The sequence below is a fragment of the Microbacterium sp. 05N427 genome, assembly GCF_056397105.1.
The window spans coordinates 147,982-173,598 of the sequence record NZ_JBFTMT010000002.1; the positions used below are offsets into that span (position 1 = coordinate 147,982).

At 68.3% G+C, this 25,617-nt stretch carries 24 protein-coding genes and 1 tRNA gene; 13 read left to right on the plus strand and 12 right to left on the minus strand.

Features of this window, described 5'->3' with window-relative positions; translation table 11 throughout:
- The first annotated feature begins 106 nt into the window (after positions 1 to 106).
- The 8 genes from AC1DG4_RS03305 to gltX all read left to right on the plus strand — a co-directional run bounded on the left by AC1DG4_RS03305 (position 107) and on the right by gltX (position 9,779).
- The gene (locus AC1DG4_RS03305; RefSeq protein WP_477421071.1) at positions 107 to 1,168 is read left to right on the plus strand and encodes a 3-isopropylmalate dehydrogenase; all 1,062 of its coding nucleotides are present in this window, start codon (positions 107 to 109) and stop codon (positions 1,166 to 1,168) included.
- 50 nt (positions 1,169 to 1,218) lie between these two features.
- Entirely contained in the window at positions 1,219 to 2,331 is a 1,113-nt protein-coding gene (locus AC1DG4_RS03310; RefSeq protein ID WP_477380611.1) for a branched-chain amino acid aminotransferase, read from the plus strand.
- A gap of 74 nt (positions 2,332 to 2,405) precedes the next feature.
- Entirely contained in the window at positions 2,406 to 3,461 is a 1,056-nt protein-coding gene (gene gnd, locus AC1DG4_RS03315) for a phosphogluconate dehydrogenase (NAD(+)-dependent, decarboxylating) (RefSeq protein ID WP_477380609.1), read from the plus strand.
- A 239-nt stretch (positions 3,462 to 3,700) separates the two neighbouring features.
- Positions 3,701 to 4,480, plus strand: coding sequence for a fumarylacetoacetate hydrolase family protein (locus AC1DG4_RS03320; RefSeq protein WP_477380607.1), 780 nt, complete (start codon positions 3,701 to 3,703; stop codon positions 4,478 to 4,480).
- Entirely contained in the window at positions 4,477 to 5,742 is a 1,266-nt protein-coding gene (locus tag AC1DG4_RS03325; RefSeq protein WP_477380606.1) for an MFS transporter, read from the plus strand. The genes AC1DG4_RS03320 and AC1DG4_RS03325 overlap by 4 nt, the downstream gene beginning before the upstream one ends.
- Positions 5,739 to 6,524 (plus strand): class I SAM-dependent methyltransferase, encoded by a 786-nt coding sequence (locus AC1DG4_RS03330; protein ID WP_477421072.1) that lies wholly within the window; start codon positions 5,739 to 5,741, stop codon positions 6,522 to 6,524. Before AC1DG4_RS03325 ends, AC1DG4_RS03330 begins: the two co-directional genes overlap by 4 nt.
- Before the next feature lie 106 nt (positions 6,525 to 6,630).
- Positions 6,631 to 8,184: a S53 family peptidase gene (locus AC1DG4_RS03335; protein WP_477380602.1), complete on the plus strand. Its 1,554-nt coding sequence runs from the start codon at positions 6,631 to 6,633 to the stop codon at positions 8,182 to 8,184.
- 89 nt (positions 8,185 to 8,273) lie between these two features.
- A complete protein-coding gene (gene gltX, locus AC1DG4_RS03340) occupies positions 8,274 to 9,779 on the plus strand; it encodes a glutamate--tRNA ligase (RefSeq protein WP_477380600.1) in 1,506 nt (501 codons plus the stop codon).
- Positions 9,780 to 9,934: 155 nt separating this feature from the next.
- Here the strand turns inward: gltX and AC1DG4_RS03345 are convergent, their stop codons facing one another.
- Complete coding sequence (locus AC1DG4_RS03345) at positions 9,935 to 10,081, minus strand: hypothetical protein (RefSeq protein ID WP_477380598.1); 147 nt, start codon at positions 10,079 to 10,081, stop codon at positions 9,935 to 9,937.
- 54 nt (positions 10,082 to 10,135) lie between these two features.
- Between AC1DG4_RS03345 and AC1DG4_RS03350 the strand changes: the two genes are divergently transcribed.
- On the plus strand, positions 10,136 to 10,312 hold the full coding sequence (locus AC1DG4_RS03350; protein WP_477380596.1) for a CGNR zinc finger domain-containing protein: 177 nt from the start codon (positions 10,136 to 10,138) through the stop codon (positions 10,310 to 10,312).
- Between the two features lie 97 nt (positions 10,313 to 10,409).
- A tRNA-Gln gene (locus AC1DG4_RS03355) sits at positions 10,410 to 10,481 on the plus strand.
- A 112-nt stretch (positions 10,482 to 10,593) separates the two neighbouring features.
- On the opposite strand, the gene AC1DG4_RS03360 is transcribed toward AC1DG4_RS03355, so the two are convergent.
- The 6 genes from AC1DG4_RS03360 to AC1DG4_RS03385 form a co-directional block, all read right to left on the minus strand.
- Positions 10,594 to 11,208 (minus strand): HutD/Ves family protein, encoded by a 615-nt coding sequence (locus AC1DG4_RS03360; RefSeq protein ID WP_477380594.1) that lies wholly within the window; start codon positions 11,206 to 11,208, stop codon positions 10,594 to 10,596.
- Complete coding sequence (locus AC1DG4_RS03365) at positions 11,205 to 11,558, minus strand: P-II family nitrogen regulator (protein ID WP_477380592.1); 354 nt, start codon at positions 11,556 to 11,558, stop codon at positions 11,205 to 11,207. Before AC1DG4_RS03365 ends, AC1DG4_RS03360 begins: the two co-directional genes overlap by 4 nt.
- 24 nt (positions 11,559 to 11,582) lie before the next feature.
- The gene (locus AC1DG4_RS03370; protein ID WP_477380590.1) at positions 11,583 to 12,821 is read right to left on the minus strand and encodes an ammonium transporter; all 1,239 of its coding nucleotides are present in this window, start codon (positions 12,819 to 12,821) and stop codon (positions 11,583 to 11,585) included.
- Positions 12,822 to 12,923: 102 nt separating this feature from the next.
- Complete coding sequence (locus AC1DG4_RS03375) at positions 12,924 to 14,165, minus strand: allantoate amidohydrolase (RefSeq protein ID WP_477380588.1); 1,242 nt, start codon at positions 14,163 to 14,165, stop codon at positions 12,924 to 12,926.
- Entirely contained in the window at positions 14,162 to 15,376 is a 1,215-nt protein-coding gene (locus AC1DG4_RS03380; RefSeq protein WP_477380586.1) for an FAD-dependent oxidoreductase, read from the minus strand. Before AC1DG4_RS03380 ends, AC1DG4_RS03375 begins: the two co-directional genes overlap by 4 nt.
- A gap of 19 nt (positions 15,377 to 15,395) precedes the next feature.
- Positions 15,396 to 16,550, minus strand: a complete 1,155-nt coding sequence (locus tag AC1DG4_RS03385; RefSeq protein WP_477380584.1) for a tyramine oxidase subunit B — start codon at positions 16,548 to 16,550, stop codon at positions 15,396 to 15,398.
- Between the two features lie 147 nt (positions 16,551 to 16,697).
- On the opposite strand from AC1DG4_RS03385, the gene AC1DG4_RS03390 reads away from it, so the two are divergent.
- Positions 16,698 to 17,654, plus strand: coding sequence for a LysR family transcriptional regulator (locus AC1DG4_RS03390; RefSeq protein ID WP_477380582.1), 957 nt, complete (start codon positions 16,698 to 16,700; stop codon positions 17,652 to 17,654).
- Between the two features lie 39 nt (positions 17,655 to 17,693).
- On the opposite strand, the gene AC1DG4_RS03395 is transcribed toward AC1DG4_RS03390, so the two are convergent.
- From AC1DG4_RS03395 to AC1DG4_RS03410, 4 genes are read right to left on the minus strand one after another with little or no spacing between them, the layout of a single operon-like run.
- Complete coding sequence (locus AC1DG4_RS03395; RefSeq protein ID WP_477380580.1) at positions 17,694 to 19,100, minus strand: aldehyde dehydrogenase family protein; 1,407 nt, start codon at positions 19,098 to 19,100, stop codon at positions 17,694 to 17,696.
- Positions 19,101 to 19,133: 33 nt separating this feature from the next.
- Positions 19,134 to 20,453 carry a flavin monoamine oxidase family protein gene (locus AC1DG4_RS03400; protein WP_477380578.1) on the minus strand — a complete coding sequence of 440 codons (1,320 nt, stop codon included), beginning with the start codon at positions 20,451 to 20,453 and terminating at the stop codon, positions 19,134 to 19,136.
- Between the two features lie 16 nt (positions 20,454 to 20,469).
- The gene (locus AC1DG4_RS03405; protein WP_477380576.1) at positions 20,470 to 20,811 is read right to left on the minus strand and encodes a cupin domain-containing protein; all 342 of its coding nucleotides are present in this window, start codon (positions 20,809 to 20,811) and stop codon (positions 20,470 to 20,472) included.
- A gap of 19 nt (positions 20,812 to 20,830) precedes the next feature.
- Positions 20,831 to 21,661 (minus strand): MoaF C-terminal domain-containing protein, encoded by an 831-nt coding sequence (locus AC1DG4_RS03410; protein WP_477380574.1) that lies wholly within the window; start codon positions 21,659 to 21,661, stop codon positions 20,831 to 20,833.
- Positions 21,662 to 21,811: 150 nt separating this feature from the next.
- Here AC1DG4_RS03410 and AC1DG4_RS03415 point away from each other — a divergent pair, with 150 nt between their 5' ends.
- Together AC1DG4_RS03415 and AC1DG4_RS03420 are read left to right on the plus strand one after the other, a co-directional pair.
- Entirely contained in the window at positions 21,812 to 22,381 is a 570-nt protein-coding gene (locus tag AC1DG4_RS03415) for a TetR/AcrR family transcriptional regulator (RefSeq protein WP_477380572.1), read from the plus strand.
- 267 nt (positions 22,382 to 22,648) lie between these two features.
- Positions 22,649 to 24,115: an APC family permease gene (locus AC1DG4_RS03420; protein WP_477380570.1), complete on the plus strand. Its 1,467-nt coding sequence runs from the start codon at positions 22,649 to 22,651 to the stop codon at positions 24,113 to 24,115.
- Between the two features lie 54 nt (positions 24,116 to 24,169).
- Here AC1DG4_RS03420 and AC1DG4_RS03425 read toward each other — a convergent pair whose 3' ends face one another.
- Positions 24,170 to 25,609, minus strand: coding sequence for an amino acid permease (locus AC1DG4_RS03425; protein WP_477380568.1), 1,440 nt, complete (start codon positions 25,607 to 25,609; stop codon positions 24,170 to 24,172).
- Positions 25,610 to 25,617 lie beyond the last annotated feature (8 nt).

Below are 25,617 nucleotides of genomic sequence, written 5' to 3' on the forward strand. Positions count from 1 at the left end.
CGCTGACGGGGACGACTCGGAATGGAGGGGGGACTTCGGGCGGTTCGGGGTCGTCGCTCCCGATAGCCTGGGATCCTCCACCCGCATCGAATCGCAAGGAGCGCCCGTGTCGGAATCGTCGTCCCGTGTCGTGAAGCTGGCTGTCATCCCGGGTGACGGCATCGGTCCCGAGGTCGTCGCCGAGGCGGAGAAGGTGCTCGACGCCGTCACCGCCGCGAGCGCCGTGACGTTCGAGAAGACCCGGTTCTCGCTCGGCGCCGCACGATTCCTCGAGACGGGCGAAACCCTGACCGACGAGGACCTGGATGCGATCCGCTCTCACGACGCGATCCTGCTGGGCGCCGTCGGCGGTCAGCCGGGGGATCCGCGCCTGAAGGACGCCAACATCGAGCGCGGTCTGCTGCTCAAGCTCCGCTTCGAGCTCGATCACTACGTGAATCTGCGCCCCTCCCGGCTCTACCCCGGCGCATCGGGACCGCTGGCCGAGCCGGGCGAGATCGACTTCGTCGTCGTCCGCGAGGGCACTGAGGGGCCCTACGTCGGCAACGGCGGCGCCATCCGCAAGGGCACTCCGCACGAGGTCGCGAACGAGACCAGCGTGAACACCGCGTTCGGTGTCGAGCGGGTCGTGCGCTATGCCTTCGCGCTCGCCGACAAGCGCCGCAAGAAGCTCACTCTCGTGCACAAGACCAACGTGCTCGTGCACGCCGGCGCGATCTGGAAGCGCATCGTCGACGAGGTGGCGCTGGAGCACCCGGACGTGGCCGTAGACTACCTGCACGTCGATGCGGCCACGATCTTCCTGGTCACCCACCCTTCGCGCTTCGACGTCATCGTCACCGACAACCTCTTCGGGGACATCCTCACGGATCTGGCCGGCGCCGTCACCGGTGGCATCGGTCTCGCCGCCTCGGGCAACATCAACCCCGACGGCGCGTTCCCGTCGATGTTCGAGCCGGTGCACGGCTCGGCACCCGACATCGCGGGTCAGCAGAAGGCCGACCCGACCGCAGCGATCCTCTCGGTCGCGTTGCTCCTGGACCACCTGGGGCTGAGCGACGAKGCCGCGCGCGTGCACCGCGCGGTCGAAGAGGACATCGCCGCGCGGGACGGCGCCCGCACCACCGAACAGACCGGCGCGGCGATCATCGCCCGACTCCAGGCGTAATCTGAAGTCAGCGCACGACGCCGCACCCTTCGACCTGTCAGGACGCACTCATGACCATCGAACTCCCCCTTCAGGCCCCGTCACCCGCCGGACTCATCTGGCGCGTCACTCGCAACGAGAACGTGCGCTCCGATGCTGAGCGCGAGGAGATCCTCGCTGCACCCGGCTTCGGGCAGTACTTCACCGACCACATGGTCGATCTGTGCTGGTCGGAAAAGGGCGGCTGGCACCGCCCGCGCGTCTCGCCCTACGGGCCCATCGAGCTCGACCCGGCGGCCGCTGTGCTGCACTACTCGCAGGAGATCTTCGAGGGCCTCAAGGCCTACCGTCACGCGGACGGATCTGTCTGGACGTTCCGTCCCGACCGCAACGCTGCCCGGCTGCAGCGCTCCGCGCGGCGCCTGGCGCTGCCCGAGCTGCCGACCGAGCTCTTCGTCGAGTCGCTCAAGCAGCTCGTCGCCGTCGACTCGTCGTGGGTGCCCAGCAACCCCGAGGAGAGCCTCTACCTCCGCCCGTTCATGTTCGCCAAGGAGGCGTTTCTCGGCGTGCGCGCGGCGAAGAAGGTGGCCTATTACCTCATCGCGAGCCCGGCGGGGGCGTACTTCCCCGGTGGTGTGCAGCCGGTGAACATCTGGCTGTCCCGTGACTACGCCCGCGCCGGCCACGGCGGCACGGGCGCCGCCAAGACCGGCGGCAACTACGCCTCGAGCCTGCTTCCGCAGGAGGAGGCGTACAAGAAGGGCTGCCAGCAGGTCCTGTTCCTCGACGGGGAGTACATCGAGGAACTCGGCGGCATGAACCTCGTGCTCGTCACCCGCGACAACAAGCTGATCACCCCTGCCAGCGATTCCATCCTCGAGGGCATCACGCTCGCCTCGATCCTGCAGCTCGCGAAGGACCGCGGGCTCGAGGTCGAGCAGCGTAGGCTCTCCATCCAGGAGTGGCGCGACGGCGCCGCATCGGGCGAGATCGTGGGAGCCTTCGCGTGCGGCACGGCCGCGGTCGTGGTGCCGATCGGATCCCTCATGGCCGACGACTTCGAGATCGTGCACTCCGGGCCGGCATCGACCGAACTCGCGATGTCGCTGCGCGAGGAGCTCACCGACATCCAGTACGGCCGTCGCGAGGACACGCGCGGCTGGCTCGTCCGTCTGGACGGCTGACCCCCGACGACCCCGCCGCCTCTGACGCGGAGGCGGCGCACCAATCGCGATCTCTGACAGGAGAGGACCCTGCTATGAAGCTGGCCATGGTCGGACTCGGAAGGATGGGCGCGAACATCGTGCGCCGCCTGATGCGCGGAGGGCACGAGTGCGTCGTCTACGACGTCAACCCGGATGCCGTCGCCGCGCTCGTGGCGGAGGGGGCGATCGGGGCGACCGACTACGCCGACCTCGTGGCGAAGCTCGACGGCCCGCGGGTCATCTGGCTGATGATCCCGGCCGGTCTCACCGGTCGTGTCGTCGAGGAGCTCAGCGGGTTGCTGGAGCCGGGGGACATCCTCATCGACGGCGGCAACTCGAACTACCGCGATGACGTGCGCCGCGCCAAGGCGCTGCGCGAGAAGGGCCTGAACTACGTCGACGTCGGCACCAGCGGCGGGGTGTTCGGGCTGGAGCGCGGATACTGCCTCATGGTCGGGGGCCCGGACGAGGCGTTCGCCAGGATCACGCCGATCCTGGAGACGATCGCCCCGGGCGTCGGCGATGTCGAGCGCACGCCCGGCCGCACCGGCGAGCTGGCTCCCGAGGAGCTGGGCTTCCTGCACTGCGGACCTTCGGGTGCCGGACACTTCGTGAAGATGGTGCACAACGGCATCGAATACGGCGTCATGGCCGCGCTCGCCGAGGGACTGAACCTCCTCGAGAACGCGGACGCGGGGATCCGCGAGGCGGAGCACTCGGCCGAGGTCGCCCCGCTCGAGGAGCCCGAGTACTACCAGTTCGACATCGACACCCCGAAGGTCGCCGAACTGTGGCGTCGCGGATCCGTCATCTCGTCGTGGCTGCTCGACCTCACCGCAGCGGCGCTGCAGGGCAACCCCACGCTTCAGGGGTTGGCCGGGCGCGTCTCGGATTCCGGTGAGGGCCGCTGGACGGTCAAGGCCGCCGTCGACGTGGGTGTGCCGGTGCCGGTGCTCGCCGCCTCCTTGTTCGAGCGCTTCGCATCGCGCGACGAGGATCTGTTCGCCAACCAGGTGCTCTCCGCGATGCGCCTGCAGTTCGGCGGGCACAAGGAGCTCCCGGCGGGCGACGTGCTCGAGGCCGGCGGCAACAAGGCCGACCACGCCTGACCTCCGGATCCCGCATTAACCAAAAGTGGGACACGGCCCGTCTTGACGGACCGTGTCCCACTTTTGGTGCCACCGTGTCCCGATTTCGGCGAGCTTGGGCCGCGTTTGGACGCCGAAAGTGGGACATGCGTGAGTTTGGACGCCGTTTCACCGCCGAAAGTGGGACATGCAGCGCGTGAGCCCGGGGATCCGCACGCCGTTGTCGCGCGTCGACGCGCGGCGCTGGCTAGGCTGAATCCGTGAAGATCGCTCGGTTCAGCCACAATGACGGCATCAAGTACGGGATCCTCGATGAGGGCGAGCTGGTCGTGCTGGCCGGCGACCCGATGTTCGCAGGCTATGAGACGACGGGGGAGCGGGTGCCGCTCGCGGATGCCGCGCTGCTCGCCCCCGTGATCCCGCGCTCCAAGGTGGTCTGCGTCGGCAAGAACTACCACGACCACGCCGCGGAGATGGGTGGCGAAGCGCCGGCCGAGCCGCTGTTGTTCCTCAAGCCGAACACCGCGGTGATCGGTCCGGGCGACACGATCGTGCGCCCCGTCGCGCTCTCCGAGCGCACCGAGCACGAGGGCGAGCTGGTCGTCGTGATCGGGCGCATCGCCAAGAACGTCGCCGCAGAGAACGCGCACAAGTACGTCTTCGGATACACCGTCGGCAACGACGTGACCGCCCGCGACCTGCAGCGCAAAGACGGCCAGTGGTCGCGCGCGAAGGGCTTCGACACCTTCTGCCCGCTCGGCCCCTGGATCGAGACCGACTTCGATCTCGACGCGGCCGAGCTGACCACCCGCGTGAACGGCGAGGTGCGCCAGCACGCCCCGCTCACCGACATGATCCACTCGGTCGCCGACATCATCGCGTACGCGTCGGCCGTCTTCACCCTGCTCCCGGGCGACGTGATCATGACCGGCACTCCGGCCGGTGTGGGCGCCTTCGGGGCGGGTGACACGGTCGAGGTCGAGATCTCCGGAATCGGCACGCTGCGCAACGCCGTGCGCGACGCCCTTCCCGCCTCGTGACCGCGGCGACCCTGACCGAACTGGATCGCGGCAGGATCCAGCGTCGCACCGTCGGAATCCTCTCGCTCGGTCAGGTCCTCGGGGGGATCGCGTTCGGCGCCACCGTCTCGCTGGGGGCGCTGCTCGCGGCGGATATCTCCGGCAGCGATGCGCTCTCTGGTCTCGCGACCGCCTCGGTGACGCTCGGCGCCGCCCTCGCGGCGATCCCGCTCGCCCGCCTCGCCGGTCTCCGCGGGCGCCGTCTCGCACTCACGGCGGGCAACCTGCTCGCCCTCGTCGGCATCGTCGTGGTGATCGGCGCGGCCGCGATCCGCGTATTCCCGTTGCTGCTGGTCGGAATCATCATGATCGGCATGGGCAACGCCGGGAACCTGCAGTCGCGGTTCGCGGCGACCGACCTCGCCCAGCCGCAGCATCGAGGGCGGGATCTGTCGATCGTCGTGTGGGCGACCACGATCGGCGGAGTCGCGGGGCCATTGCTGCTGGGCCCTGGCGAACAGCTCGGCAGGGCGATCGGCATGCCTCCGCACACCGGGTCCTACCTGTTCTCGCTCGTGGCGCAGATCGCGGCGTTCGCGCTGTACCTGATCGCACTCAGGCCGGATCCGCTCCTCACCTCGCGTACGCTGCCCGAGACCGGATCCATGGCCGCGGGCGTCGAGCGCGTCGACCGTCCGATCGCCGCCCGTTACGCGATCTTCGCGGTCGCGGGCTCGCATGTGACGATGGCCTCGGTCATGGCGATGACCCCGGTGCATCTATCGCACATGGCCATGTCCGGCGCGATGCCGGGCATGCACGACGGCATGTCGATGGAACTCGACGTGACCGTGCTCGTCGGCGTGACGATCGCGATGCACGTCGCGGGGATGTACGGATTGTCGCCGGTGTTCGGCATCCTCGCCGACCGCTGGGGCCGGCTGCGCACGGTGCTGCTCGGACAGGCGCTGCTCGTCACGTCCCTCTGCTTCGCGATGTTCGCGGGGGAGACGACGTGGGGCGTGATGGTCGCGCTCATCCTGCTCGGACTCGGCTGGAGCGCCGCGACGGTCGCCGGCGCGGCGCTGCTGACCGAGGCGTCCGCGCCCGAGCTGCGCACGCGCCGCCAGGGGCGCAGCGACTCGCTCATGAGCCTGAGCGCGGCGGGCGGTGCGGTGCTGGCCGGGGTGATCCTGCAGTCGTTCTCGTACGCCGGGCTCGCCATCGCGGCCCTCGTCGTGGTCGCCGCGATCGTCGTGCTCTCGCCCTTCGGGAAGCGATGAGGGGTCGCCCGAAGTCCTGGAGCGGAGTCGGCGAGGCCTACGCCGCGTCCTATGCGGAGCTCTGCGCCGGTACGGGCGCGACCCTCCGCGCGCTTCTCGGACCCGGTGCCGGTCGCACCGTGCTCGACGTCGGAGCAGGTACGGGAGAGCTCGCAGCGTCGTTCGCCGCGGACGGCTGGATCGTCCACGCGCGGGAGCCGGAGGAGAGCATGAGGGCGGTCGCGCGGCGGCGCCACCCTGAGGTCCGGATCAGCGAAGGCGCACTGCCCGAGCTGCCGGACGTGGAGGGAGCGTTCGACGCCGTCGTGGCGAACTTCGTCCTGAACCACGTGCCGGATCCTCGTGCCGCGGCAGCCGAGCTGTGCCGTGTCACGAGGGACGCGGCCGCGGCGACGATCTGGGTCCGGTCACCGTCGTGGCTCTGGGCGGAGGTGTGCGAGCGTGCCGGGTTGGAGGCAGCGGCGGGCGGACGGCTCCCGGCGGACAAGGACTTCGAGCGCACGACCGACGGCTTCGCGCGGATGCTGCAAGACGGAGGCTGGACCTCTCCCGACGTGGTGGAGAAKCAGTGGACCTGGAACGCGCCGGCGGCGGCCTTGTGGGCGTCGGTCGAAGGCGGCGTGGCGGGCGCGGGCGCTTACTATCTCGGGCTCGACGCACCCGATCGCGCCCGCTTCCGCCGGGGTTTCGACGACCTGATCGCCGACCGCGCGCCGGACGGCGTGCTGGCGCTAGAGCACGTCGCCGCGGTCGCCGTGATGCGCCGGGATCCGTCCTTATGAGACCGCTGAACATCCGGTATCAGGGCGCTGACGCGGGTGTAGCGTCGTGGGCGGTCCCGCGTCGCTGACCCGGCGGCTCGGGTGATCCGTCAACAAGGAGGTTGGCATGTCACGTACCAAGACCCTCTTCGCCGCACTCGGCGTCTCGGCGATGGCGGGGGCGACCGCTCTCGCTCTCTCCCCGGTCTCGTCTCCACCCCCGGCCGCAGCGGCCGTCGCACCTTTCGCGGCGCAGGCGCCGGACAGTGCGTTCACCTCCCAGGCCGACGCCGACGGTGCGGCGATCGCCTGTCAGCGGCCCGCACCGGACAACCGGGTCTCCACCACGATCCACTGCTACACGCCGGATCAGCTGCGCGCGCACTACGGCCTCGGGCCGCTCGCGTCCAGCAACGACGGCGCCGGCCAGACGATCGTGCTCGTCGACGCCTACGGCAGCCCCACCGCCGCGGACGACCTGAACTTCTTCGCGCAGACCTTCGGCGGTCCGACGCCCGACTTCGAGTCGGTGGCGCCGCTCGGCATGCCCGACTACAAGAACCCGACCGGCAAGGGTGTCGGGCAATCCGGCCCGAACTCCGCCGCAGGCTGGGCGGGGGAGGCCAACCTCGACGTGCAGTGGGCGTACGCGATGGCGCCGAAGGCGCACATCGTGCTGCTCGCCACCCCGCCCGCGGAGACGCAGGGCGTGCAAGGCCTGCCGAACTTGATGAAGGCGGTCGACTGGGCTATCGCGAAGTACCCGTCCGGCACCGTGTTCTCGATGTCGTTCGGCACCGATGAGCAGACGTTCGGATCCGCCAACGCCGCGAAGTCGCAGTTCACGAAGTTCGACCAGACCTTCCAGCGGGGCCAGGCGAAGGGGGACACGTTCTTCGCCTCCTCGGGCGACGACGGATCCACCGGGTACACGAACGTGAAGCGCTCCACGACCGTGGGCACGACGCCCGAGGTCAGCTACCCGAACGTCTCCCCGTACGTGACGTCCGTCGGAGGCACCCAGGTGCAGGACGGCTGGACGTGGAATCCCACCCAGGACGTGCCGTATCTCGCGAGCGGCGCTCGCAACCCGGCGTACTGGGCGTGGAACTCCGGCGGGAACACCGAGCCCGTGTGGAACGAGGGCGGCTTCCAGATCGGAACCGGCGGCGGCCTGTCCACGATCTATCCGCGCCCGGCCTTCCAGGACGGCGTCTCCGGCGTGGTCGGCGGCGCGCGCGGCGTTCCGGACATCGCGTGGAACGCGGCGGTGAACGGCGGCGTGCTCGTCTACCACACGTACTTCCCGAGCACCGAAGGCCCCGCGGCCTGGGGCGTGTACGGYGGCACGTCGGCGGCCTCGCCGCAGGCGGCGGCAGCGACCGCCATCGCGAACCAGGCCAGAGCGGCCGCGGGCAAGGGCCCGATCGGCGATCTGAACAAGGCGCTCTACAGTGCGTCGTTCGACCACTCCACGGCGTTCAACGACTTGGTGCCGCGGACGTACGGCACGACGCCGAGCGGTGTGCTCGACAGCAACCGGATGTGGGCGCTCGCGAGCGACGGCTCGCTCACCCCCAACACGGTTCCGGGCTACGCCACGACGAACGGATACGACCTGACCACCGGATGGGGCGCGCCCATGGTGCCGGGATACGTCGCTCAACTCGTCGCACAGTAGGTCCACGATCCGGGGCCGGGCGGGGATCCTCCGTCCGGCCTCGGTCCCTGCTCGGAGGCTATGCCGTCCGCACCTAGAATCGAAGGGCTATGGCTACTCCCGATCCCCGCACCACGACCGCCTCCGGATCCGACGTCCGCGTGCGGTTCTGTCCCTCGCCGACCGGCCTGCCGCACGTCGGCATGGTCCGTACCGCGCTATACAACTGGGCGTACGCCCGGCACACCGGCGGCAAGCTCATTTTCCGCATCGAGGACACCGATGCGGCGCGGGACAGCGAGGAGAGCTTCCGCCAGCTCGTCGACGCGCTGACCTGGCTCAAGATCGACTGGGATGAGGGCGTCGAGGTCGGCGGCCCGCACGAGCCGTATCGCCAGTCGCAGCGCGGTGACCTCTACCAGGGCGTGATCGCCAAGCTCGTCGAGTCCGGCGCCGTGTACGAGAGCTACTCGAGCGCGGAGGAGATCGACGCCCGCAACGAGGCGAACGGCCGCGCGAAGCAGCTCGGCTACGACAACTTCGACCGCGAGCTCACCGAGGAGCAGCGGGCCGCGTTCCGCGCCGAGGGCCGGCAGCCGGCGCTGCGTCTGCGCGTGCCCGACGAGGATCTCACCTACGTCGACCTCATCCGCGGCGAAGTGACGTTCCCCGCCGGGTCCTTCCCCGACTTTGTCGTCGTGCGCCCGAACGGCGCTCCGCTGTACACGCTCGTGAACCCGGTCGACGATGCACTCATGGGTATCACCCACGTGCTGCGGGGCGAGGACCTGATGCCCTCCACCGCGCGCCAGCTGGCGCTCTACGGCGCGCTCATCGACGCCGGCGTGACGACGTTCGTCCCGCGCTTCGCGCACATGCCGCTCGTGCTGGGGGAGACCGGCAACAAGAAGCTCTCCAAGCGCGACCCGCAGGCCGACCTGTTCCTGCACCGCGACCGCGGCTTCATCCACGAGGGGCTCCTGAACTACCTCGCACTGCTGGGCTGGTCCATCGGACCGGACCGCGACGTGTTCTCGCTCGAGGAGTTCACCGCGGCGTTCGACATCGTGAACGTGAACCCGAACCCGGCGCGCTTCGATCAGAAGAAGGCCGAGTCGATCAACGGCGACCACATCCGCATGCTCGAGGCGAAGGACTTCGCCGAGCGGATCCTGCCGTATCTCGCCGCCGCCGACGTGTTCGAGGGGGAGCCGACGCACGAGCAGCTCGTGCTCGCGTTCCGCGCCGCGCCGCTCGTGCAGGAGCGTGTGCAGCTGCTCGGCGAGGTGCCTGGTCTGCTCGGCTTCCTCTTCTCGGACCAGGTGTCGTACGACGAGGATGCGCTGAAGGGCCTCCCGGCGAACGCCGCGCAGGTGCTGTCGGCGTCCGCCGCCGCACTCGAGCCGCTCGAGACGTTCACGCCCGAGGCGATCCAGGATGCCCTCGCGGCCGCGCTGGTCGACGGACTCGGTCTCAAGCCCCGTGTTGCCTACGGTCCGCCGCGGGTCGCCCTGACCGGCCGCCGGGTGTCCCCGCCGCTGTTCGAGTCGATGGAGCTGCTGGGCAAGGACGAGACGCTGCGCCGCCTGCGTGCGCTGGCGGAGTTCCTCGGCTGATCCGACACGCTCGGGGCTCGCGTTGCGGCTGCACCCCCTTGGTTTTGGGGCGCATGTGATCGTTTTGGGGCGCGCTATGCCCGGATTTTCGGGCTTGGCGGGCCCCAAAACGTGGGATCACGCCCCGAAACGGGGTTGGAGCTGGACCGCCTCCGTCATTCATCGAGGCCGAGGCCGTACTCCCAGGCGTCCGAGGGCGCGGAGATGATCGCGGGGTCGGCCGCGGGGCCCGCACCGGGAGCCGGCATGCTGAGGCCGTCCACGCTCACCGCGATGCCGTAGGCGACGACGGTGGCGAGCACCGACAGGCCGAACCATGCGAACGTCTGGCGCGCAGCGCTCTGCAGAGCCGGCGCGTGCCGTCGCGGTGCGAGTGCGCGCGCCCGGAGCGTACCCAGGTGTACCTGGATCGGTCGCGAGGCGGGCGTCGGGAGTGGTGTGCGATGAAGACGTGCGGAAACCGCGTGAAGGCGTCCAAGTTCCGTGCGCGCCACCGCGCGGAGCACGAGGGCGACGAGCAGGGGGATGAGTGAGCGACGCGCCCGGGAGTGGCGGTGATTCTGCCGTTTTGCGCTTCGGGTGCCCGCTCGGGTAGGCTTGACTCTCGGTGCGAGGCTCAGGTTTCGCCCTTGGGGTATGGTGTAATTGGCAACACGGCGGTTTCTGGTACCGTTGTTCTTGGTTCGAGTCCAGGTACCCCAGCATTGAGAAACCCTCTGTCTCTAAGGAGATCAGAGGGTTTTCGTGTTTGCCGATCCGACGCCGGAAGCGATGCGCCGGTCGGCGGATGTCGCCCGGCAGACGGTGGACGCCCTTATGCCGTCCGATCCGGAATCACGCGGATCCAGGCCAGGAGCGCGTAGGGGCATTCGACCTCGTGGGATCGATGAGCGGGCAGCAGAACGCTTCCGGGCTGCAATACCGCGCCGTCGACGATCATGCTGCCGGAGAGCAGCACCGCGGCATCGGCGGTGTTGGCGGAATCGGGGGCCCGTTCCGTCGGAAGCGGTCCCGCATGACCGCGGATATCGACGACGACCCTGGCATGGTCGCGCGCGACCATGACGTTGACCACCGTCCGCTGTTCCCTGCTCTCCGCGATGACGGGATCCTCGCCGCGGAACGCGAAGGCCTCCCCGGGGTGCACGGTGCGGCGCCGGCCGTGGGCGTTCAGCACAAGGCGCCCGTCCAGCGGCAGGAGGATGCGATCCCGTCCGGGGAAGGCGGAGAACGGTACCTGGCCCTCGATCTCGGCCAGGCTCAACCGCCATGCAGGTCGCTCGTACAGGACCCGCGTCATTCCGTGCCCGTTGGCCCAGAGTTCGGGGCGGACGTCGGTCGGGCGGATGATCCCCGGCGCGTGCGGGGGAAGCAGGGCGGGGCCGGCATCGGGGCCGGCCCCGCTCTGCGCCGTCGGGATGCGGGTCACCCGTTGTCCGAGCGGATCGCGGCGGGCCCGGTTTCACCGGTGCGCACCCGTATCACCTGCAGCGCGTCCGTCACCCAGATCTTGCCGTCGCCGATCGCTCCGGTGCGCGCCGCATCCTGGATCGCTTCGAGTGCGGATGCGAGGACCTCGTCCGTGACGAGGGTCTCGATCCGGATCTTGGGCAGGAAGTCGACCTTCACCTTCTGTGCGCGGTAGACCTCGACCTTCCCGGTCTGGATGCCGTGGCCCTTCGCGTCGCTGATGGTCATTCCGGTGACGCCGATCTCGGCGAGTGCGGTCTTCACGGGCTCCAGCGCGCGGGGCTGCAGGACGGCGGTGATGAGCTTCATGTCGTTGTCCTCTCTAGGGGGCGCTCAGGAGCGCAGGTCGTCGAGGTCGTAGGCGGTCTCGGCGTGCACGCCGGTGTCGAGACCGGTGACCTCGAGCCGGTCGGTCACGCGCAGGCCGACGGTGACCTTCATGATCCAGGAGATCAGTGCGGTGACGGCGAAGGTGTAGACGAAGACCGCGAGCACGGCGATGGTCTGGGTGCCGAGCAGGCCCCAGCCGCCGCCGAAGAACAGGCCGCGTGCGCCGGCCGGGGAGGACGGATCCGCGAGGAGCCCGATCGCAAGGGTGCCGAAGATTCCGGGGAACATATGGATCGCGACGGCGTCCAGCGCGTCGTCGTAGCGGAGCTTCTCCTTGAGGCCGAGGGTTGCGAACGCGACGACGCCGGCCAGAGCGCCGATGATGAGGGAGCCGACCGGCGAGACCGAGTTCGCGGCCGGGGTGATGGCCACGAGTCCGGCCAGTACTCCGGAGATCGCTCCGAGCGAGGTGGCTGCCTTCCGCACGATCCGCTCGATCACGAGCCAGCCCAGTAGTCCCGCGCATGCGGCGATCAGGGTGTTGGTGACGGCGACCCCGGCGCTGACGTTGATGCCGCCGGAGGATCCGCCGTTGAAGCCGTACCAGCCGACCAGCAGCAGGCCGCCTCCGACGAGCGCGATCGGAAGGTTGCCGGGGCGTCCGACGTGGGGGAAATCACGTCGTCGGCCGAGGAAGATCGCGAGCACGAGGGCCGCGATCCCGGCGTTCATGTGCACGGCTGTGCCCCCGGCGAAGTCGATGGCGTGCAGCTTGTTGGCGATCCAGCCGCCGACCGTGGATCCGTCCGCGCTGTCGAAAGCGAACACCCAGTGCGCGACGGGGAAGTAGACGAGCGTGGCCCACAGGCCGCTGAAGATGAGCCAGCTCGAGAACTTCATCCGGCCCTCGACGGCGCCGCCGATGATCCCCACGGTGAGTCCCGCGAAGATGAGCTGGAACACGGCGATCAGGATCGCGGGAACCGCGCCCGTCGGGGTCTTCTCGCCCAGCAGGGACTGGAGGCCTAACAGGCCGGCAGGGTTGCCGATGATTCCGGCTCCGCCGACGGAGTCGCCGAGCGTGAGGCCGTATCCGAAGAGCACCCAGAGCACGGCGGTCACGGCGAATCCGGCGAGCACGATCATCATCGTGTTGAGGATGTTCTTCGTGCGCGAAAGGCCGCCGTAGTAGAGCGCGAGCCCTGGCAGCATCAGGGAAACGGCGACGGTGGCGGTGAGCATCCAGCCGGTGTTCACCTGGGATGTGATGTCGATGTCGATCTCCTTTCGAGGGGCGCTCGTCGGGTGCGAGCGCGCGGCGATGCGAGGGGCAGGGGGCCGGGGTCAGCGGGTGAGCAGGTGGGCGAGGACATCGGCGAGCGCGGCAGCCCCGGCGGCGACATCAGCGGGTTCCGCGGTCTCCTCGGGAGTGTGCGAGGAACCGGTGGGGTTGCGAACGAACAGCATCGCGGTCGGGATCTCCGCGGCGAGCACACCGGCGTCGTGGCCGGCACCGGTGTCCAGCACCGGGGCATCCGGCAGCACGGTCTGCAGCGCGGCGCGCAGCTCCGCATCGAACGACACGGTCGGGGAGAACGACTGCTCGGTCATGGTGACGGTGCATCCCTCGGCGTCTGCCGCTCTCTCCGTCGCCGCGGTCACCGCGGCCACGATGGTGCGCGCGGCGTCGGCCGAGCGGTGCCGGACGTCGATCCAGAGGTCGACGGCGGAGGCGATCACGTTCGTGCCGCCGGGGGTGACCTTGATCCGGCCGACGGTGCCGCGGGCGTCGTCCACGGCGAGCGTCTGGGCGCGGAGGGAGCGGATCGCCTCCGCGGCGACGACCACAGGATCCTGACGGTCCGTCATCCGAGTCGCCCCGGCGTGATCGCCGTGTCCGTCGATGCGCAGGTGCCAGCGCCCATGAGCGATGATCGAGCCCGCGAGTGCGACCGGCTTGTCCAGATCGACCAGACCTCGCCCCTGTTCCACGTGCAGCTCCACGAATGCGGCGATGCGGGACAGACGCTCGGGATCCGGGCCGATCCCTGCGGGGTCCAGTCCTGCTTCGGTGGCGACGTCGGCGAAGGTCTTTCCCGCCTCGTCCACGAGGCCGCGCACATGGGAAGGCTCTGCAGCTCCGGTGATCAGCCGGGAGCCGAGGCAGGCCACGCCGAAGCGGGAGCCCTCCTCCTCAGGGAAGACTGCGATGGCGAGCGGTCGTGCGGGGCGAACTCCGCGCCGGCGCAGCAGATCGATCGCGACGAGAGCGCTCACGACGCCGAGCGGCCCGTCGAAATTGCCTCCGCCGGGCACTGAATCCAGGTGCGACCCGGTGGCGATCGCTCCGGAGCGGCCGATGCTGCCGGGTGCGGCAGGAACATCCCACCAGGCCCAGATGATGCCGTTCCGGTCGGTCTCGACGTCCAGGTCGCGAGCGCGCGCATGCCTCTCGAACCACTCGCGCAGCCGCAGCTCGGCGGGGGAGAAGACCGGCCGGGAGTAGCCGCCGCGGTCCGGATCCGCTCCGATCGCCTCGATCTCGGCGAGCAGCAGGTTGGCATCGCCTCCGATGGCCGCGCTCATAGCGACGCCCCTTCCATGCTCAGCGGTGCGAAGCGCTGCCCGGTGGCTCGGAACCGCTCCACGGGTGTCGCTCCCGACACCAGGTCTGCGACGAACTCGCCGAGCAGGGGCGCGAACTTCGCCCCCTGCCCGGAACAGGGCGAGACGATCGTGATGCCTTCGGCCCGGTCGATGATCATGTCGTCGCGAGGCACGTTCGTGAACAGGCAGGTGGTCTCGGCGTAGGGGACGGGAATGAGGCCGGGTCCGAATCTCTCGACGAATCGGACCACGCGCTCTCTGTTGCGCGGGTCGATCCGACCGTCCTGAGCACGGGCGGATCGGATCACCCTCCCGCCGTTGTACTCGGCGATCTTCTGGCCGACGAAGTGAGCGTCTCTCCCGCCGGGCAGACCGTAGGTCTGGAGACCGTCGCTCTTGTAGATGAACGTGGGCCAGGACAGCGCCTCATCAGGGGCCGGTTCGCCCTTGTCCGCCGGGTCGAGATAGGGGAAATGGAACGCGTTCTCCTGACGGACCTCGAACTCGGGCATCGCGGCGGCGAAACCGGACGGCAGTGCGAGGTCGCTGAGCAGTGCTGGCAGCCAGCCTCCGGCAGCTACGATCACCTGCGAAGCGTGCACCTCTTCGCCACCGATCGAGGTGATCGTGTAGCCGGAGGACGCGCGTCGCACTCTCACGGCCTCCCAGCCGAGGCGGACCTCGGCCCCTTCCGCCATGGCGAGTGCGAGCATCTCGTGCACAGCCCGCTCTGCGTCGATCACGCCGGCCCCGGGATGCCAGAGGGCCTCGGTGTCGAAGGAGAGCTGCGGCCAGCGCGAGCCGGCCGCGCCGGCGTCGAGCAGCTCGTGGTCGACCTCGGAGGCCTCCAGGATCGCGGCGAGGCCGCGCGGATCGCGTACGGCCCCGAAGTCGAGGGCGCCGCTCGGGGCGATCAGTCGGGTGCCGCTGGATGACTCCAGCTCATCCCAGCTGCGACGGGCCCGCACCACCAGGTCCGTGTAGAACGGGTCGGCGTATGCGTAGCGGAAGATGCGCGCGGAGCCGTGCGAGCTGCCCAGATGGGATGCGGGCACATCGCGCTCGAGCACGATGACCTCCGCGCCGGATTGTGCGAGCCGCCACGCCGCGGCGGCACCGGTGAGGCCGGCGCCGATGATCGCGAAGGTCGCGGACTCGGTGCCGGAAGCGTGCAGAGAGGTGGGGGGCATGTCTGCTTCTCCGTCCGGGTCAGGCCAGATCCGGGGCGTCCCAGAGGTTCAGCGTCGTGCCGATCCCTCGTGCCACGGCATTCTCGTACACGGTCTTCGCCCAGGCCACGTCCTCCACGCCCATACCGCCGACGCTGAACAGGACCGGCTGCTCGTCGAACTCGCGGCCGACTGCGGTGCCGTCGAACACGTCGCCGATGTTGACGACGCGGGTCTCGTCGAGCTCGCCGGCCTCGATGAGGTCCTGCCAGTACAGGCCGATCATCCCGAACGCGGTCTCGTGGGATGGGGCGGGGTACTCCTCGGCCCAGGCCTCGTAGATCTTCTTCGCGTCGGCGATGAGCCGTGCCCTGCCGGAGACCGTATAGTCCTTGTCCATGCGGAGGTTCGCGGGCAGGCTCAGGAACGCGCCCGGCTTGATCCAGTCGCCGTCGATGTACGGGTAATTCTCCGATCCGACGAGGCCGGTGACCGCTTCGGACACGATGTCGGAGTCGCGCACGGCCGCCTCGACCGTATCGGCGATCTCGATCGTGGTGAACTGCGGATAGTGCTCCTTCGCGTAGGCGGCGAACGCCTCGGACGTCGAGCGTCGCCGGCCGTTGATCCGGAGCGTGTCGAGTGTCGGACGCGCGACGGTCATCGCATGCAGCGCGCTCTTGTTCATCGCGCCGGGGCCGATGATGCCGAGGGACTTCGCGTTCACCGGGGCGAGCTTCTTCGCAGCGGCGCCGGGCACCGCGGCGGTGCGGTAGGCGCTCTCCAGATTGCCGGACATGATCGCGAAGGGAGCGCCGGTCTCCTTGTCGTTCAGGACGATCAGATGGATCGAACGCGGGAGGCCCTGCTCGCGATTGTCGATGTTGGAGCCGTACCACTTCACCCCGGCCGTGTCGAAGCGTCCGCCGAGGTACGCGGGCATCGCCATGAACCGGCGGTCGGCGGCGTCGAGCGGCATGGTCGGGAACGGAGACGTCGCCGGGAACCCGATCTGGGCGCCATGCGAGTTGGCGGAGTTCCCTGCCATCCTGTAATCGCCCTTGGCGACGAGCACCAGCACCTCCTCCATGACTTCGATGCAGCGGTCCATGTCTTTCATCCCGGCGGCGATGACCTCGGGCTCGCTCAGGTAGAGCATGTCGATGCGGGTACGGGGCGGGGTGTCGGCGGTCATGGATCCTCCAAGATCAGCGTTGCTTCCCGTCCAGGAAACAGACTGAGACAACTCCAGGTCAAATACCCTTTTCGTTGGCGATTGATAGTGCATCGCTCGCAATCTCCCCGTAACAGCGAGGTAATACGAGACCCGTATCGTGCCGACATGGACCTCCGTCAGCTGCGCTACTTCATCGCCGTCGCCGACGAGTTGCACTTCGGTCGTGCGGCGCAGCGCCTGCACATGTCGCAGCCGCCGCTGAGCGTGCAGGTGGGGCGCCTGGAGCGCGAGGTCGGCGTTCCGCTCTTCGAGCGCAGCACGCGGCGCGTGACGCTCACTCCGGCGGGCCGGCATCTCCAGGCCAGGGCCAGGCTGCTGCTCGAGGAAGCGGATGCTGTCCGGGATGAGATGCGCGAGTTCGCCGATGGACTGGCCGGCCAGCTCAGCGCAGGGTTCGTCAGCTCCGCCAACTACACCGTGCTCCCTGGCGTCGTGCAGCTGTTCCGGGGACGCAGGCCGGGTGTGGCCCTCGACCTGCTGCCCCTCACGTCCGGGGAGCAGCTGGAGCGGCTCAGAGCGGGGACGCTCGATGTCGGCATCGTGCGCGATGAGCTCCCGACCGTCGAGGAAGAGGACATCGTCGCGGAGGTGGTGTTCGAGGAGAGGCTGGTCGTGTGTCTGCCGGTGGGCCACCCCCTCGCCGCACGCACGCAGGTGGCCGCCGGCGAAATCCTCGACATTCCGATGATCTCCTACCCGCGTTCGCTCATGCGCGGCTACGTCGATCGAGTGACCGATGTGCTGACGTCCGCGGGAGGGGTTGCGCCCATCGCCGAAGAGGTCGTGCATCAAGAGACGGCTCTGGGCTTCGTGGCCGCCGGCGTCGGCATGAGCATTCTGCCCGAGTCGGTCCGGCAGCTCGTCCCGCCATCGATCGCGATCGTCCCCCTCGCCGGTTCGCCCACGACGCGGCTCCTCGTGATGTGGAGGAACAGACCCGATCGGGCGCCGATCCGCAGGGCATTCGTGGAGTGCCTGCGTGACGCTGCAGCGGCGGTGAGGGAGAACAGAGGGGCTCGGCCCGCCTCCCTCGAGCGTTCGCATGATATTTCCGCAACGTGAGAAGAGGCGCCCTCGTCGGCTTTCGAGGGCGCCCCGAGATCAGATGCTGATGACCTTCGGCGCAGCGACGGCTTTGAGCCCGGCGCTGCCGAATTCCTGCCCGTAGCCGGAGGCCTTGGTGCCGCCGAACGGCACAGCAGGGTTGAGGGCGCCGTGCTGGTTGATCCAGACGGTGCCGGCCTGGATGCGGGACGCGACCTCGACGGCGGCGTCGATGTCGGCCGACCAGACGGAGGCGCCCAGTCCCTGCTCCGAGGCATTGGCCCGGCGGATCGCGTCGTCGATATCGGTGTACCGGATGACGGGGATAGCCGGTCCGAATTGCTCCTCGTCGACGAGTGCGGCTCCGTCGTCGATGTCGGCCACGACGGTGGCGCGATAGAACAACGGGCCGAGGTCGGTCGCCGGCTCGCCCCCGGCGACGATGCGTGCACCGCGGGAGCGAGCGTCGTCGACGAGATCCCGGACGATGTCGAACTGGTTCTGGTTCTGCAGCGGGCCGAGCACGTTCTGCTCCTCGAGCCCGCGGCCCATCGGCATCGAGTTCGCCATGGTGGCGAGGGTGTCGACCACCTCGTCGTAGAGGGAGTCGTGGACGTACAGGCGCTTCAATGCGGCACAGGTCTGTCCGGTGTTGATGAAGCAACCCCAGAAGAGGTTCTCCGCGATCGCGCCGATATCAGTGCCGGGGAGGACGATCCCGGGGTCGTTGCCGCCGAGCTCGAGCGTGAGTCTGGCGAGGTTCTGTGCGGAGGATTCGACGATCTTGCGACCGGTCGGGGTCGATCCGGTGAACATGATCTTGTCGAGACCAGGATGCCCAGCGATCGCAGCACCTACCTCGCGATTGCCGGAGATCGCCGTGAGCACGCCGACCGGAAGATGCCGGTTGAAGATCTCGATCAGTGCGAGCACCGAAAGCGGGGTGAACCCGCTGGGCTTGGCGATGACGGTGTTCCCCATACGCAGGGAAGGCGCAATCTGCCAGACCGTGATCATCATCGGCCAGTTCCATGGACCGATCGCGCCGACGACGCCGAGCGCGTCGTAGTGCACGACGGCCTTGGAGCCTCCGGCCTCGAACACCGTCTCGGGCTCGAGCGGGGTATCGGCGGCACTGCGGGTCCAGACGGCGCACGCGCCTACCTCGAACCGGGCGTTCGGACCGTTGAGGGGTTTGCCCTGTTCCCGCGACAGGATCGTGGCGAGTTCCTCGGCGTTCGCCTCGAGGTCGTCCGCGATGGCGTTGAGGACCCGAGAGCGCTCAACGTGACCGAGCGCGTTCCACTCGGGCTGCGCCGCGCGGGCGGCTGCGATCGCGGCTTCCAAGTCGTCGACAGTATGCACGGGGGCGTAACCGATGGTTTCGCGTGTCGCAGCGTCCGGAATGGCCCGACCGAGGTCGGGGGAGACCGTCACGGTCTCGAGAAGGGTGGTGGTACTCATGATCTTCTTCCTCTGTGAAGGGCGGATGTGTGTTCAGGTCGTGCGGCTGAAGACGCGGTTCGCTGCAGCCTGGGAGAGGATCTGTCGCGCGGCGGTGAGGCCGCTCTCGATCGCGCCGTCGATGAATCCGCCCCAGCCATCCGCCACATCCGACCCGGCGAAGCGGATCCGCCCGTGGGGCTTCTGCAGCGCAGGCAGCACATGGGAGAGATAGCCGGTCCGATGCATCGGCCACGTCTCGCCCGCGAACGGGTCGTCGACCCAGTTCTGTCCCGTGCTTTCGAGCACACGCAGGTCGGGGACCAGGCGGGTGAGGAGCTCCTGAACAGCGGCGGTGTCCTCCGCATCGATCGCGGCCGCATCAGCGCCGAAACCGATGACGTACGTCTTGCCGTCCTGCGTGTACTCGGACTGGAAGAAGTTGATCGGCCACTCCGCGTCGCCGAGCGCGACGAACGCCGGGTGCTCTCCCTCGACGGTCAGCCAGATCTTCGTTCCGAGCCCCAGCTGCCCGCGGTCGATCCCCGTCTGCGCCTCCGTGCTGAGCGGCGGAGCGAACTCGATCCTGCGCATCGCGTGCAGGGGGACGGTGACGACGACGTGCTCGGCCGTGAAGGTGTCACCGTCGGCGGTCCGCACGGTCGCCCCGTGCGGATCGGAGTCGATGCGCTGCACATCCGTGCCGAGGAAGAAGTCCGCGTGCGCGTCCGCGCGGATCGCATCCGCCAGCACGCGCGTCCCGCCCGCGATCTTGTACGTCGCGCACGCCTCGAACATGACCTTCCAGTCGCCGTTCGCGAGAGCGATCCAGCGCAGAGCCTGGGTCAGGGCGGCATCGTCTAAACGGCCGTTGAAGTTGAGCGTCCAGAACGAGGCCAGCAGGGCGCGCTCGTCGTCTCGCAACGGAAGGGTCGCGATCCGATCTGCCAGGGTGACGTCGTCCCAGCGCACGGCCTCTGCGGAGGACAAGGGGCGGAACGGCTGCGGGAACGCGTCTCGTGCGGCGGCTCCGAGCAGTTCGTTCGGCTGATCGAGCAGTTCGAGCAGCTCGTCGGGGTTGCCCGCGACGGTGTGCCGACCATCCCACCAATAGGCCTGCTCAGGGACGGGGCTGGGCGCGACGTCGATGCCGTATCGTGCGAGCTCTGCCCACACGTGCGGCTGGATCCAGTGCACCCAGGTGCCGCCGAGTTCCAGCTCCCGGCCGAGTCGGTTCGCGTACCAGGTGCGGCCGCCGATGCGGTCCCGGGCTTCGAGGACCGCGACCCTCCGCCCGTTCTGCGAAAGCTCTCGCGCCGTCGTCAGGCCGGCGAAGCCGGCGCCGACGACGATGGTGTCGTAGTGCATCTTCATGGGTGCTCGGTATCGCTCAGGAGTACACGAAGAACTCGACGGTCGGCTCGAGCACCGTCCAGGTCGCCGGCACGCCCTTGTTCAGGGAGGCGGTGGATCCGGCGGTCAGCTCGATGAGATCGCCGTCCGCCGGCTGGATCGTGACACGCCCCTCCACGATGTAGACGGTCTCGTCGGCGTGACCGATGACCTCCATCGGGCCGGGCGTCTCGTCGGGGGAGATGAACCAGAAACCCGCCGAGAGGATCTCGCGGTCTCCGTCGCCGGGGCGTCGGGTCCATTGCACGGTCCCGACCTCGAATCCTTCGGCGGTGGAGCGGTCGATGCGCGCGCTGCTGATGTAGGTGGATTCAGACATGATTGTTCGCTCCTCGGCGTCAGTCGGTGGGGTAGACGGTTTCGTTCAGCACGGTGAACCGGCTGTCGAAGGGGATATGCACGACCTCGTGCGTGGAGTCCTGCCAGCAGAACATGCGGCCGATCGAGCGCGCCTTCGCGAGGTCGATCACGAGGAAGCTCTCCACCGGCATGACGCTCTCGGTCCAGAAGAAGATGTACAGGTCGTCGGCGAGCTCGAAAGTGCGGGTCTCGTCGACGTCGGCGAGACCGCGCTCGCCGCCCTCGATGCAGTGCCAGACGAACGTGCCGTTGTTCAGGTAGATGTGCTCGTAACGCTCTGTCGGGCTGTAGCGGTAGTAGATCCGCTTGCCGACCAGCGCGTCGGTGCGCGTGCGCGGTTCGATGGGGCCCGTTCCCGTGATGCGTCCGGAGAGGAACTCCGTGGTCGTCCGCGGGCTCTCCGTATCCGTCGTGATGGCGCTGTCCGCTGTGGTGATGCGTCCGTCTTCGAGGTTGATCACCATCGAGACGCAGTGCGTGTCGAGCCCCTCGCCTTTGAGGAAGTTCACGAAGAAGATGCCGGGGCGTGCCTCGATCGCCCGATAGGAGTGCGTGCCCGACTCTCCGGCGCCCCGGCCGGCGATGATCTCCCAGCTCAATTCGGCGGGGGAGTGGAAGCGGTGGCGGATCGTCCAGCCGTTCTCGTAGTCGATGTCGATGGTGCGGCCGGCGAGCGCCTCGGAAGCGGGAAGACTGGGGTCGCCGAAGCCGTCGAGCATGGTCGCCACGGAGGGCCAGTCCTCCTGCGGGACGAAGTCCTGGGTCTGGACGTTCTGGTTCGGGTCGGTCAGGGGCTGATCGGGGTTCATCGGAGGTGATCCTTTCGGGTGGTCCGCGATCGAGGGCTCCCCGGACGTCGCCGTTCCGTCTTGGAGATGTGCCTCGTCGCGCATGCAGACAGCTAAGCAGATGCTTAGTTCTGATTGCAAGGCCTGTTTTTCGCGAACTACCATGGGCTTATGGCGAGGAAAGTGCCGTACGGCGGCGGGCGAGACAAGCTCATTGAAGCGACGGTCGACGTGGTTGCCGACAAGGGGCTGCGCGGACTGACGTTCCGTGCCGTGGCGGAGCGTGCGGGCGTGAACAACTCCTTGGTCGCGCATCATTTCGGCACTCGTGAGGACCTGCTCGCGGCTGCACTGGACTGGGCCGTGGAGCAGGCCATCGAGCTCACCCGTCTCCTCGACCTCATCCTGGACGCGACGTACGCGGATGCGCTGTTCGCCTCGCTCGAGGAGCGCCCGGAGCTGCACACGTTCCAGTACGAGATGATCCTCGAAGGCCGCCGGAACGAGCGCTTCCGCGCGCCGGTCCTGCGCCTCTACGACCGGTACCACGAGGTCGCGGAGGAGAGCCTGCGACGATTCGGCATCGAAGAGGACCTCTCGGCCGCTGCGCGCAGCACCTTCGCCACGCTGGACGGCATCGTCATGCAGTACATCGCCGGCGTCGATGAGGAGCAGCTGCGTGCGGCCGTGCACAGCCTCTGGGTCTCTCTGCGCGCGAGGGTGGGCTCGATCCCCTCCTGACGGCGACTCGCCGGCTCCATGCTCGCGGCTCCGGATCCTTGGATCCCGCTGACCACCGGTGCGCCGACTCGCATGATCGCGCCGGGGGCGAGGCTGTGCTCTGTGCAGATCCGACCGCTTCAACTCTGCGGGCGTCGTCGAATTGACTCTTGACGCGCGGCTAAGCGAATGCTTAGTTTGGACCATTCGCTTCCGGTTCCCCGAATCCGGCCTCTGCATGTCGGACTCACCCGGCGGTTCCCGCCCGCAACGATCGAGGAAGATCACATGACCAGTTCGACGCCCCCCATGCACACCGACCACGAATCGCGGGCGCCTCAGAGCGCACTCAGGGAGAATGCCGTCGGGGTGGTCGGCATCCTGTTCTTCGTCCTCTCCGCGCAGGCGCCGTTGACGGCCATCGCCGGTGCGCTGCCGCTGACCGTGCTGCTCGGCAACGGCGCAGGCGCGCCCGGCGCGTACATCGCGATCGGCGTCGTGTTCGCGCTGTTCGCCGTCGGGTTCATCGCGATGTCCCGCCGAGTACGGCTCAACGGTGCCTTCTACGCGTATGTGGGCGCGGCATTCGGTCGCCGGGTCGGATCGGGTGCGGCCTGGCTGGCGGTCCTTGCGTACGCCACCGTGCAGGCCGCGATGTACGGCCTGTACGGCGTCTCCGTGAGCGCGCTGTTCAGCAATCTGGGCGTCTCCCTTCCCTGGTGGGTCCCCGTGCTGGTCACGCTGGCGCTCGTGCAGGTGCTGGGTTCGCTCAATATCGAGCTCGGAGCGAAGGTGCTCGCGGTGCTGGTGGCGTGCGAGGTCGCGATCCTGCTGCTCTTCGCCTTCGGCGTTCTGCTGAGGGGAGGCGGCCCGGAGGGGATCGATGTCGCGGCGAGCTTCTCGCCGTCGGCGGTGATCTCCGGTGCTCCCGGTATCGCGCTGATGTTCGCGGTCGCTTCGATGTTCGGGTTCGAGTCGACGGCGATCTATTCGGGCGAGGCCAAGGACCACAAGAGGACGGTGGCGCGCGCCACCTACCTCTCGGTGACGGTCATCTCGTTGTTCCTGGCGTTCGTCGCTTGGATGTACGTCACCTACTACGGTGCGTCGAAGGCCGCCGCTGCCGCAGGCGACGCCGTGAAGTCGGGCGATTCGACCTCGTTCGTGTTCGGTCCGCTCGACAACATCCTCGGCGGATGGTCGGGCGTCGCGGCGAGCATTCTCCTCGTCACTTCGCTGTTCGCGGGGATCCTCGCGTTCCACAACGGCATCAATCGCTACCTTCACTCGCTCGCGGTCGATGGGTCGCTGCCCGCCCGCATCGGCCGGACCAATTCCCAGAAGGCACCGGCTGCGGCGGCGTGGGTGCAAACGATCATGGCCGTTGTGCTCGTGGCTCCGTTCGCGGTGCTCGGGCTCGACCCGATCCTCACCCTCTTCTCGTGGCTGAGCGGCGTCGCCGTCGCCGCCCTCGTGGTGCTCTACGTGCTCTGCTCGATCGCGGTGCTCGCGTACTTCGCGCGTGATCGCGACCGCGGTCCGGGTGGGCGCCGGTTGTGGTCGACCGTCATCGCGCCCGCGACATCGTGCTTGCTGTTGGTCGGCACGCTCTATCTCGTGGTCTCGAACTTCGCCACGCTCATCGGTGGCGAACTCGTCACGGCCGTCGTGCTACTCGCCATCGTGCCGCTCTGCTTCGTGATCGGCATGCTGGTGAGTAATCGCAAAGCCGAGCCGGCACCTTTGCCGGTCTGATCAGTAGATCCGCCCGGGGTGCCGCAGAACGGCACCCCGGGCGGCGAAGCGAACTCAGAAGTCGTCGTGCGTGATCGTGGGGATCGCTCCCGTGAGTGGGCGGCCGTCGCGGATCAGGGCGCGTTTGCGCATCTTCCAGAGAATCGCGAGCAGTCCGAACCACAGCGGTGTCGCCAACGTCGCCCAGCGGGTTCCTTCGCTGTACAGGAATGCGCCGAGGAGGAACACGAAGAACGCCAGCACGAGCCAGGGGGTCACCGAACCGAACGGCATCTTGAAAGCCGACGCTTCATGACGTTCGGGGTAGCGCCGACGGTAGACAATGTAGCTCACGACGATGGATCCCCAGGTGAACAGCACGAGCGTGGCGCACATGGTCGATACGAAGTCGAAGGCCGCGGCGACGTTGTCTCCGGCGAAGAGCAGCGGCACGGACGTGAACAGCAGGATGGCGGTGAAGAGCACCGCGCGGGTCGGTACGCCGCGTGCATCCGTGAGCGCCAGCTTCTTCGGCGCGTGGCCGTCTTTCGCAAGCCCGAACACCATGCGCGTCCCGGAGAACACTCCGGAGTTGGCGCTGGAGGCCGCTGAGGTCAGAACGACGAGGTTCATGACGAGGGCTGCCGGCACGAACCCGGCCAGCAGGAACGTCTGCACGAACGGACTCTCTCCGGCTTTGAGCTCGTACCAGGGCGTGATGCTCATGATGATGGTGAGCGCACCGACGTAGAAGAGCATGATGCGCACCACGATCGAGTTGATGGCCTTCGGCAGGTTCTTTCGCGGGTTCTCGGTCTCGGCGGCCGCTGTGCCGACGAGTTCTACACCGATGAACGAGAAGACGCCCATCTGGAAGCCCAACACGAAGCCGCTGAGGCCCATCGGGAACATGCCGCCCATGTCCCACAAGTGGGTGACGGATGCCGCGACTCCGTTGTTCGTGAAGCCCGTGATCAGCAAGAGGATGCCGGTGCCGATGAGAGCGAGAATCGCCAGGATCTTGATGAGCGCGAACCAGAACTCCATCTCGCCGAACCACTTCACGGGCTGCAGGTTGAGCAGGAGCAGGAGCGATGCAGCGATCAGCGCGGGGATCCACGGGGAGAGCTTCGGCCAGAAGAACTGGCAGTAGGCGGCGATCGCGGTGATGTCGGCGACGCAGGCGATCACCCAGGAGAACCAGTAGTTCCAGGACACGAAGAACCCGGCCCAGGGGCCGAGCATGTCCTTCGCGATGTCACCGAACGTCTTGTAGCCCAGGTTGGAGAGCAGCAGCTCGCCCAGCGCGCGCATGATGAGGAAGACGAACAGGCCGATGATCGTGTAAACGAAGATGATCGAGGGGCCGGAGACGGAGACGAGACGCCCCGAGCCCATGAACAGCCCGGTCCCGATCGCGCCGCCGATGGCGAGCAGCTGGAGGTGGCGGTTCTTCAGACCGCGATGCAATTGTTCCGGTGGCGCTTCCTGCTGCGTGGTGCGGGGTGTGACCATGGTGGGTT

What these genes read in the sequence shown, in the direction of transcription:
- AC1DG4_RS03365 (WP_477380592.1), bottom strand. Translation starts at nt 11,558, where the DNA reads ATGAAGCTCATCACCGCCGTCCTGCAGCCCCGCGCGCTGGAGCCCGTG.
- AC1DG4_RS03380 (WP_477380586.1), bottom strand. Translation starts at nt 15,376, where the DNA reads ATGCCCCCCACCTCTCTGCACGCTTCCGGCACCGAGTCCGCGACCTTC.
- AC1DG4_RS03390 (WP_477380582.1), top strand. Translation starts at nt 16,698, where the DNA reads ATGGACCTCCGTCAGCTGCGCTACTTCATCGCCGTCGCCGACGAGTTG.
- AC1DG4_RS03400 (WP_477380578.1), bottom strand. Translation starts at nt 20,453, where the DNA reads ATGAAGATGCACTACGACACCATCGTCGTCGGCGCCGGCTTCGCCGGC.
- AC1DG4_RS03420 (WP_477380570.1), top strand. Translation starts at nt 22,649, where the DNA reads ATGACCAGTTCGACGCCCCCCATGCACACCGACCACGAATCGCGGGCG.
- AC1DG4_RS03410 (WP_477380574.1), bottom strand. Translation starts at nt 21,661, where the DNA reads ATGAACCCCGATCAGCCCCTGACCGACCCGAACCAGAACGTCCAGACC.
- AC1DG4_RS03385 (WP_477380584.1), bottom strand. Translation starts at nt 16,550, where the DNA reads ATGACCGCCGACACCCCGCCCCGTACCCGCATCGACATGCTCTACCTG.
- AC1DG4_RS03425 (WP_477380568.1), bottom strand. Translation starts at nt 25,609, where the DNA reads ATGGTCACACCCCGCACCACGCAGCAGGAAGCGCCACCGGAACAATTG.
- gnd (WP_477380609.1), top strand. Translation starts at nt 2,406, where the DNA reads ATGAAGCTGGCCATGGTCGGACTCGGAAGGATGGGCGCGAACATCGTG.
- AC1DG4_RS03310 (WP_477380611.1), top strand. Translation starts at nt 1,219, where the DNA reads ATGACCATCGAACTCCCCCTTCAGGCCCCGTCACCCGCCGGACTCATC.
- AC1DG4_RS03405 (WP_477380576.1), bottom strand. Translation starts at nt 20,811, where the DNA reads ATGTCTGAATCCACCTACATCAGCAGCGCGCGCATCGACCGCTCCACC.
- gltX (WP_477380600.1), top strand. Translation starts at nt 8,274, where the DNA reads ATGGCTACTCCCGATCCCCGCACCACGACCGCCTCCGGATCCGACGTC.
- AC1DG4_RS03415 (WP_477380572.1), top strand. Translation starts at nt 21,812, where the DNA reads ATGGCGAGGAAAGTGCCGTACGGCGGCGGGCGAGACAAGCTCATTGAA.
- AC1DG4_RS03370 (WP_477380590.1), bottom strand. Translation starts at nt 12,821, where the DNA reads ATGCTCACCGCCACCGTCGCCGTTTCCCTGATGCTGCCAGGGCTCGCG.
- AC1DG4_RS03375 (WP_477380588.1), bottom strand. Translation starts at nt 14,165, where the DNA reads ATGAGCGCGGCCATCGGAGGCGATGCCAACCTGCTGCTCGCCGAGATC.
- AC1DG4_RS03395 (WP_477380580.1), bottom strand. Translation starts at nt 19,100, where the DNA reads ATGAGTACCACCACCCTTCTCGAGACCGTGACGGTCTCCCCCGACCTC.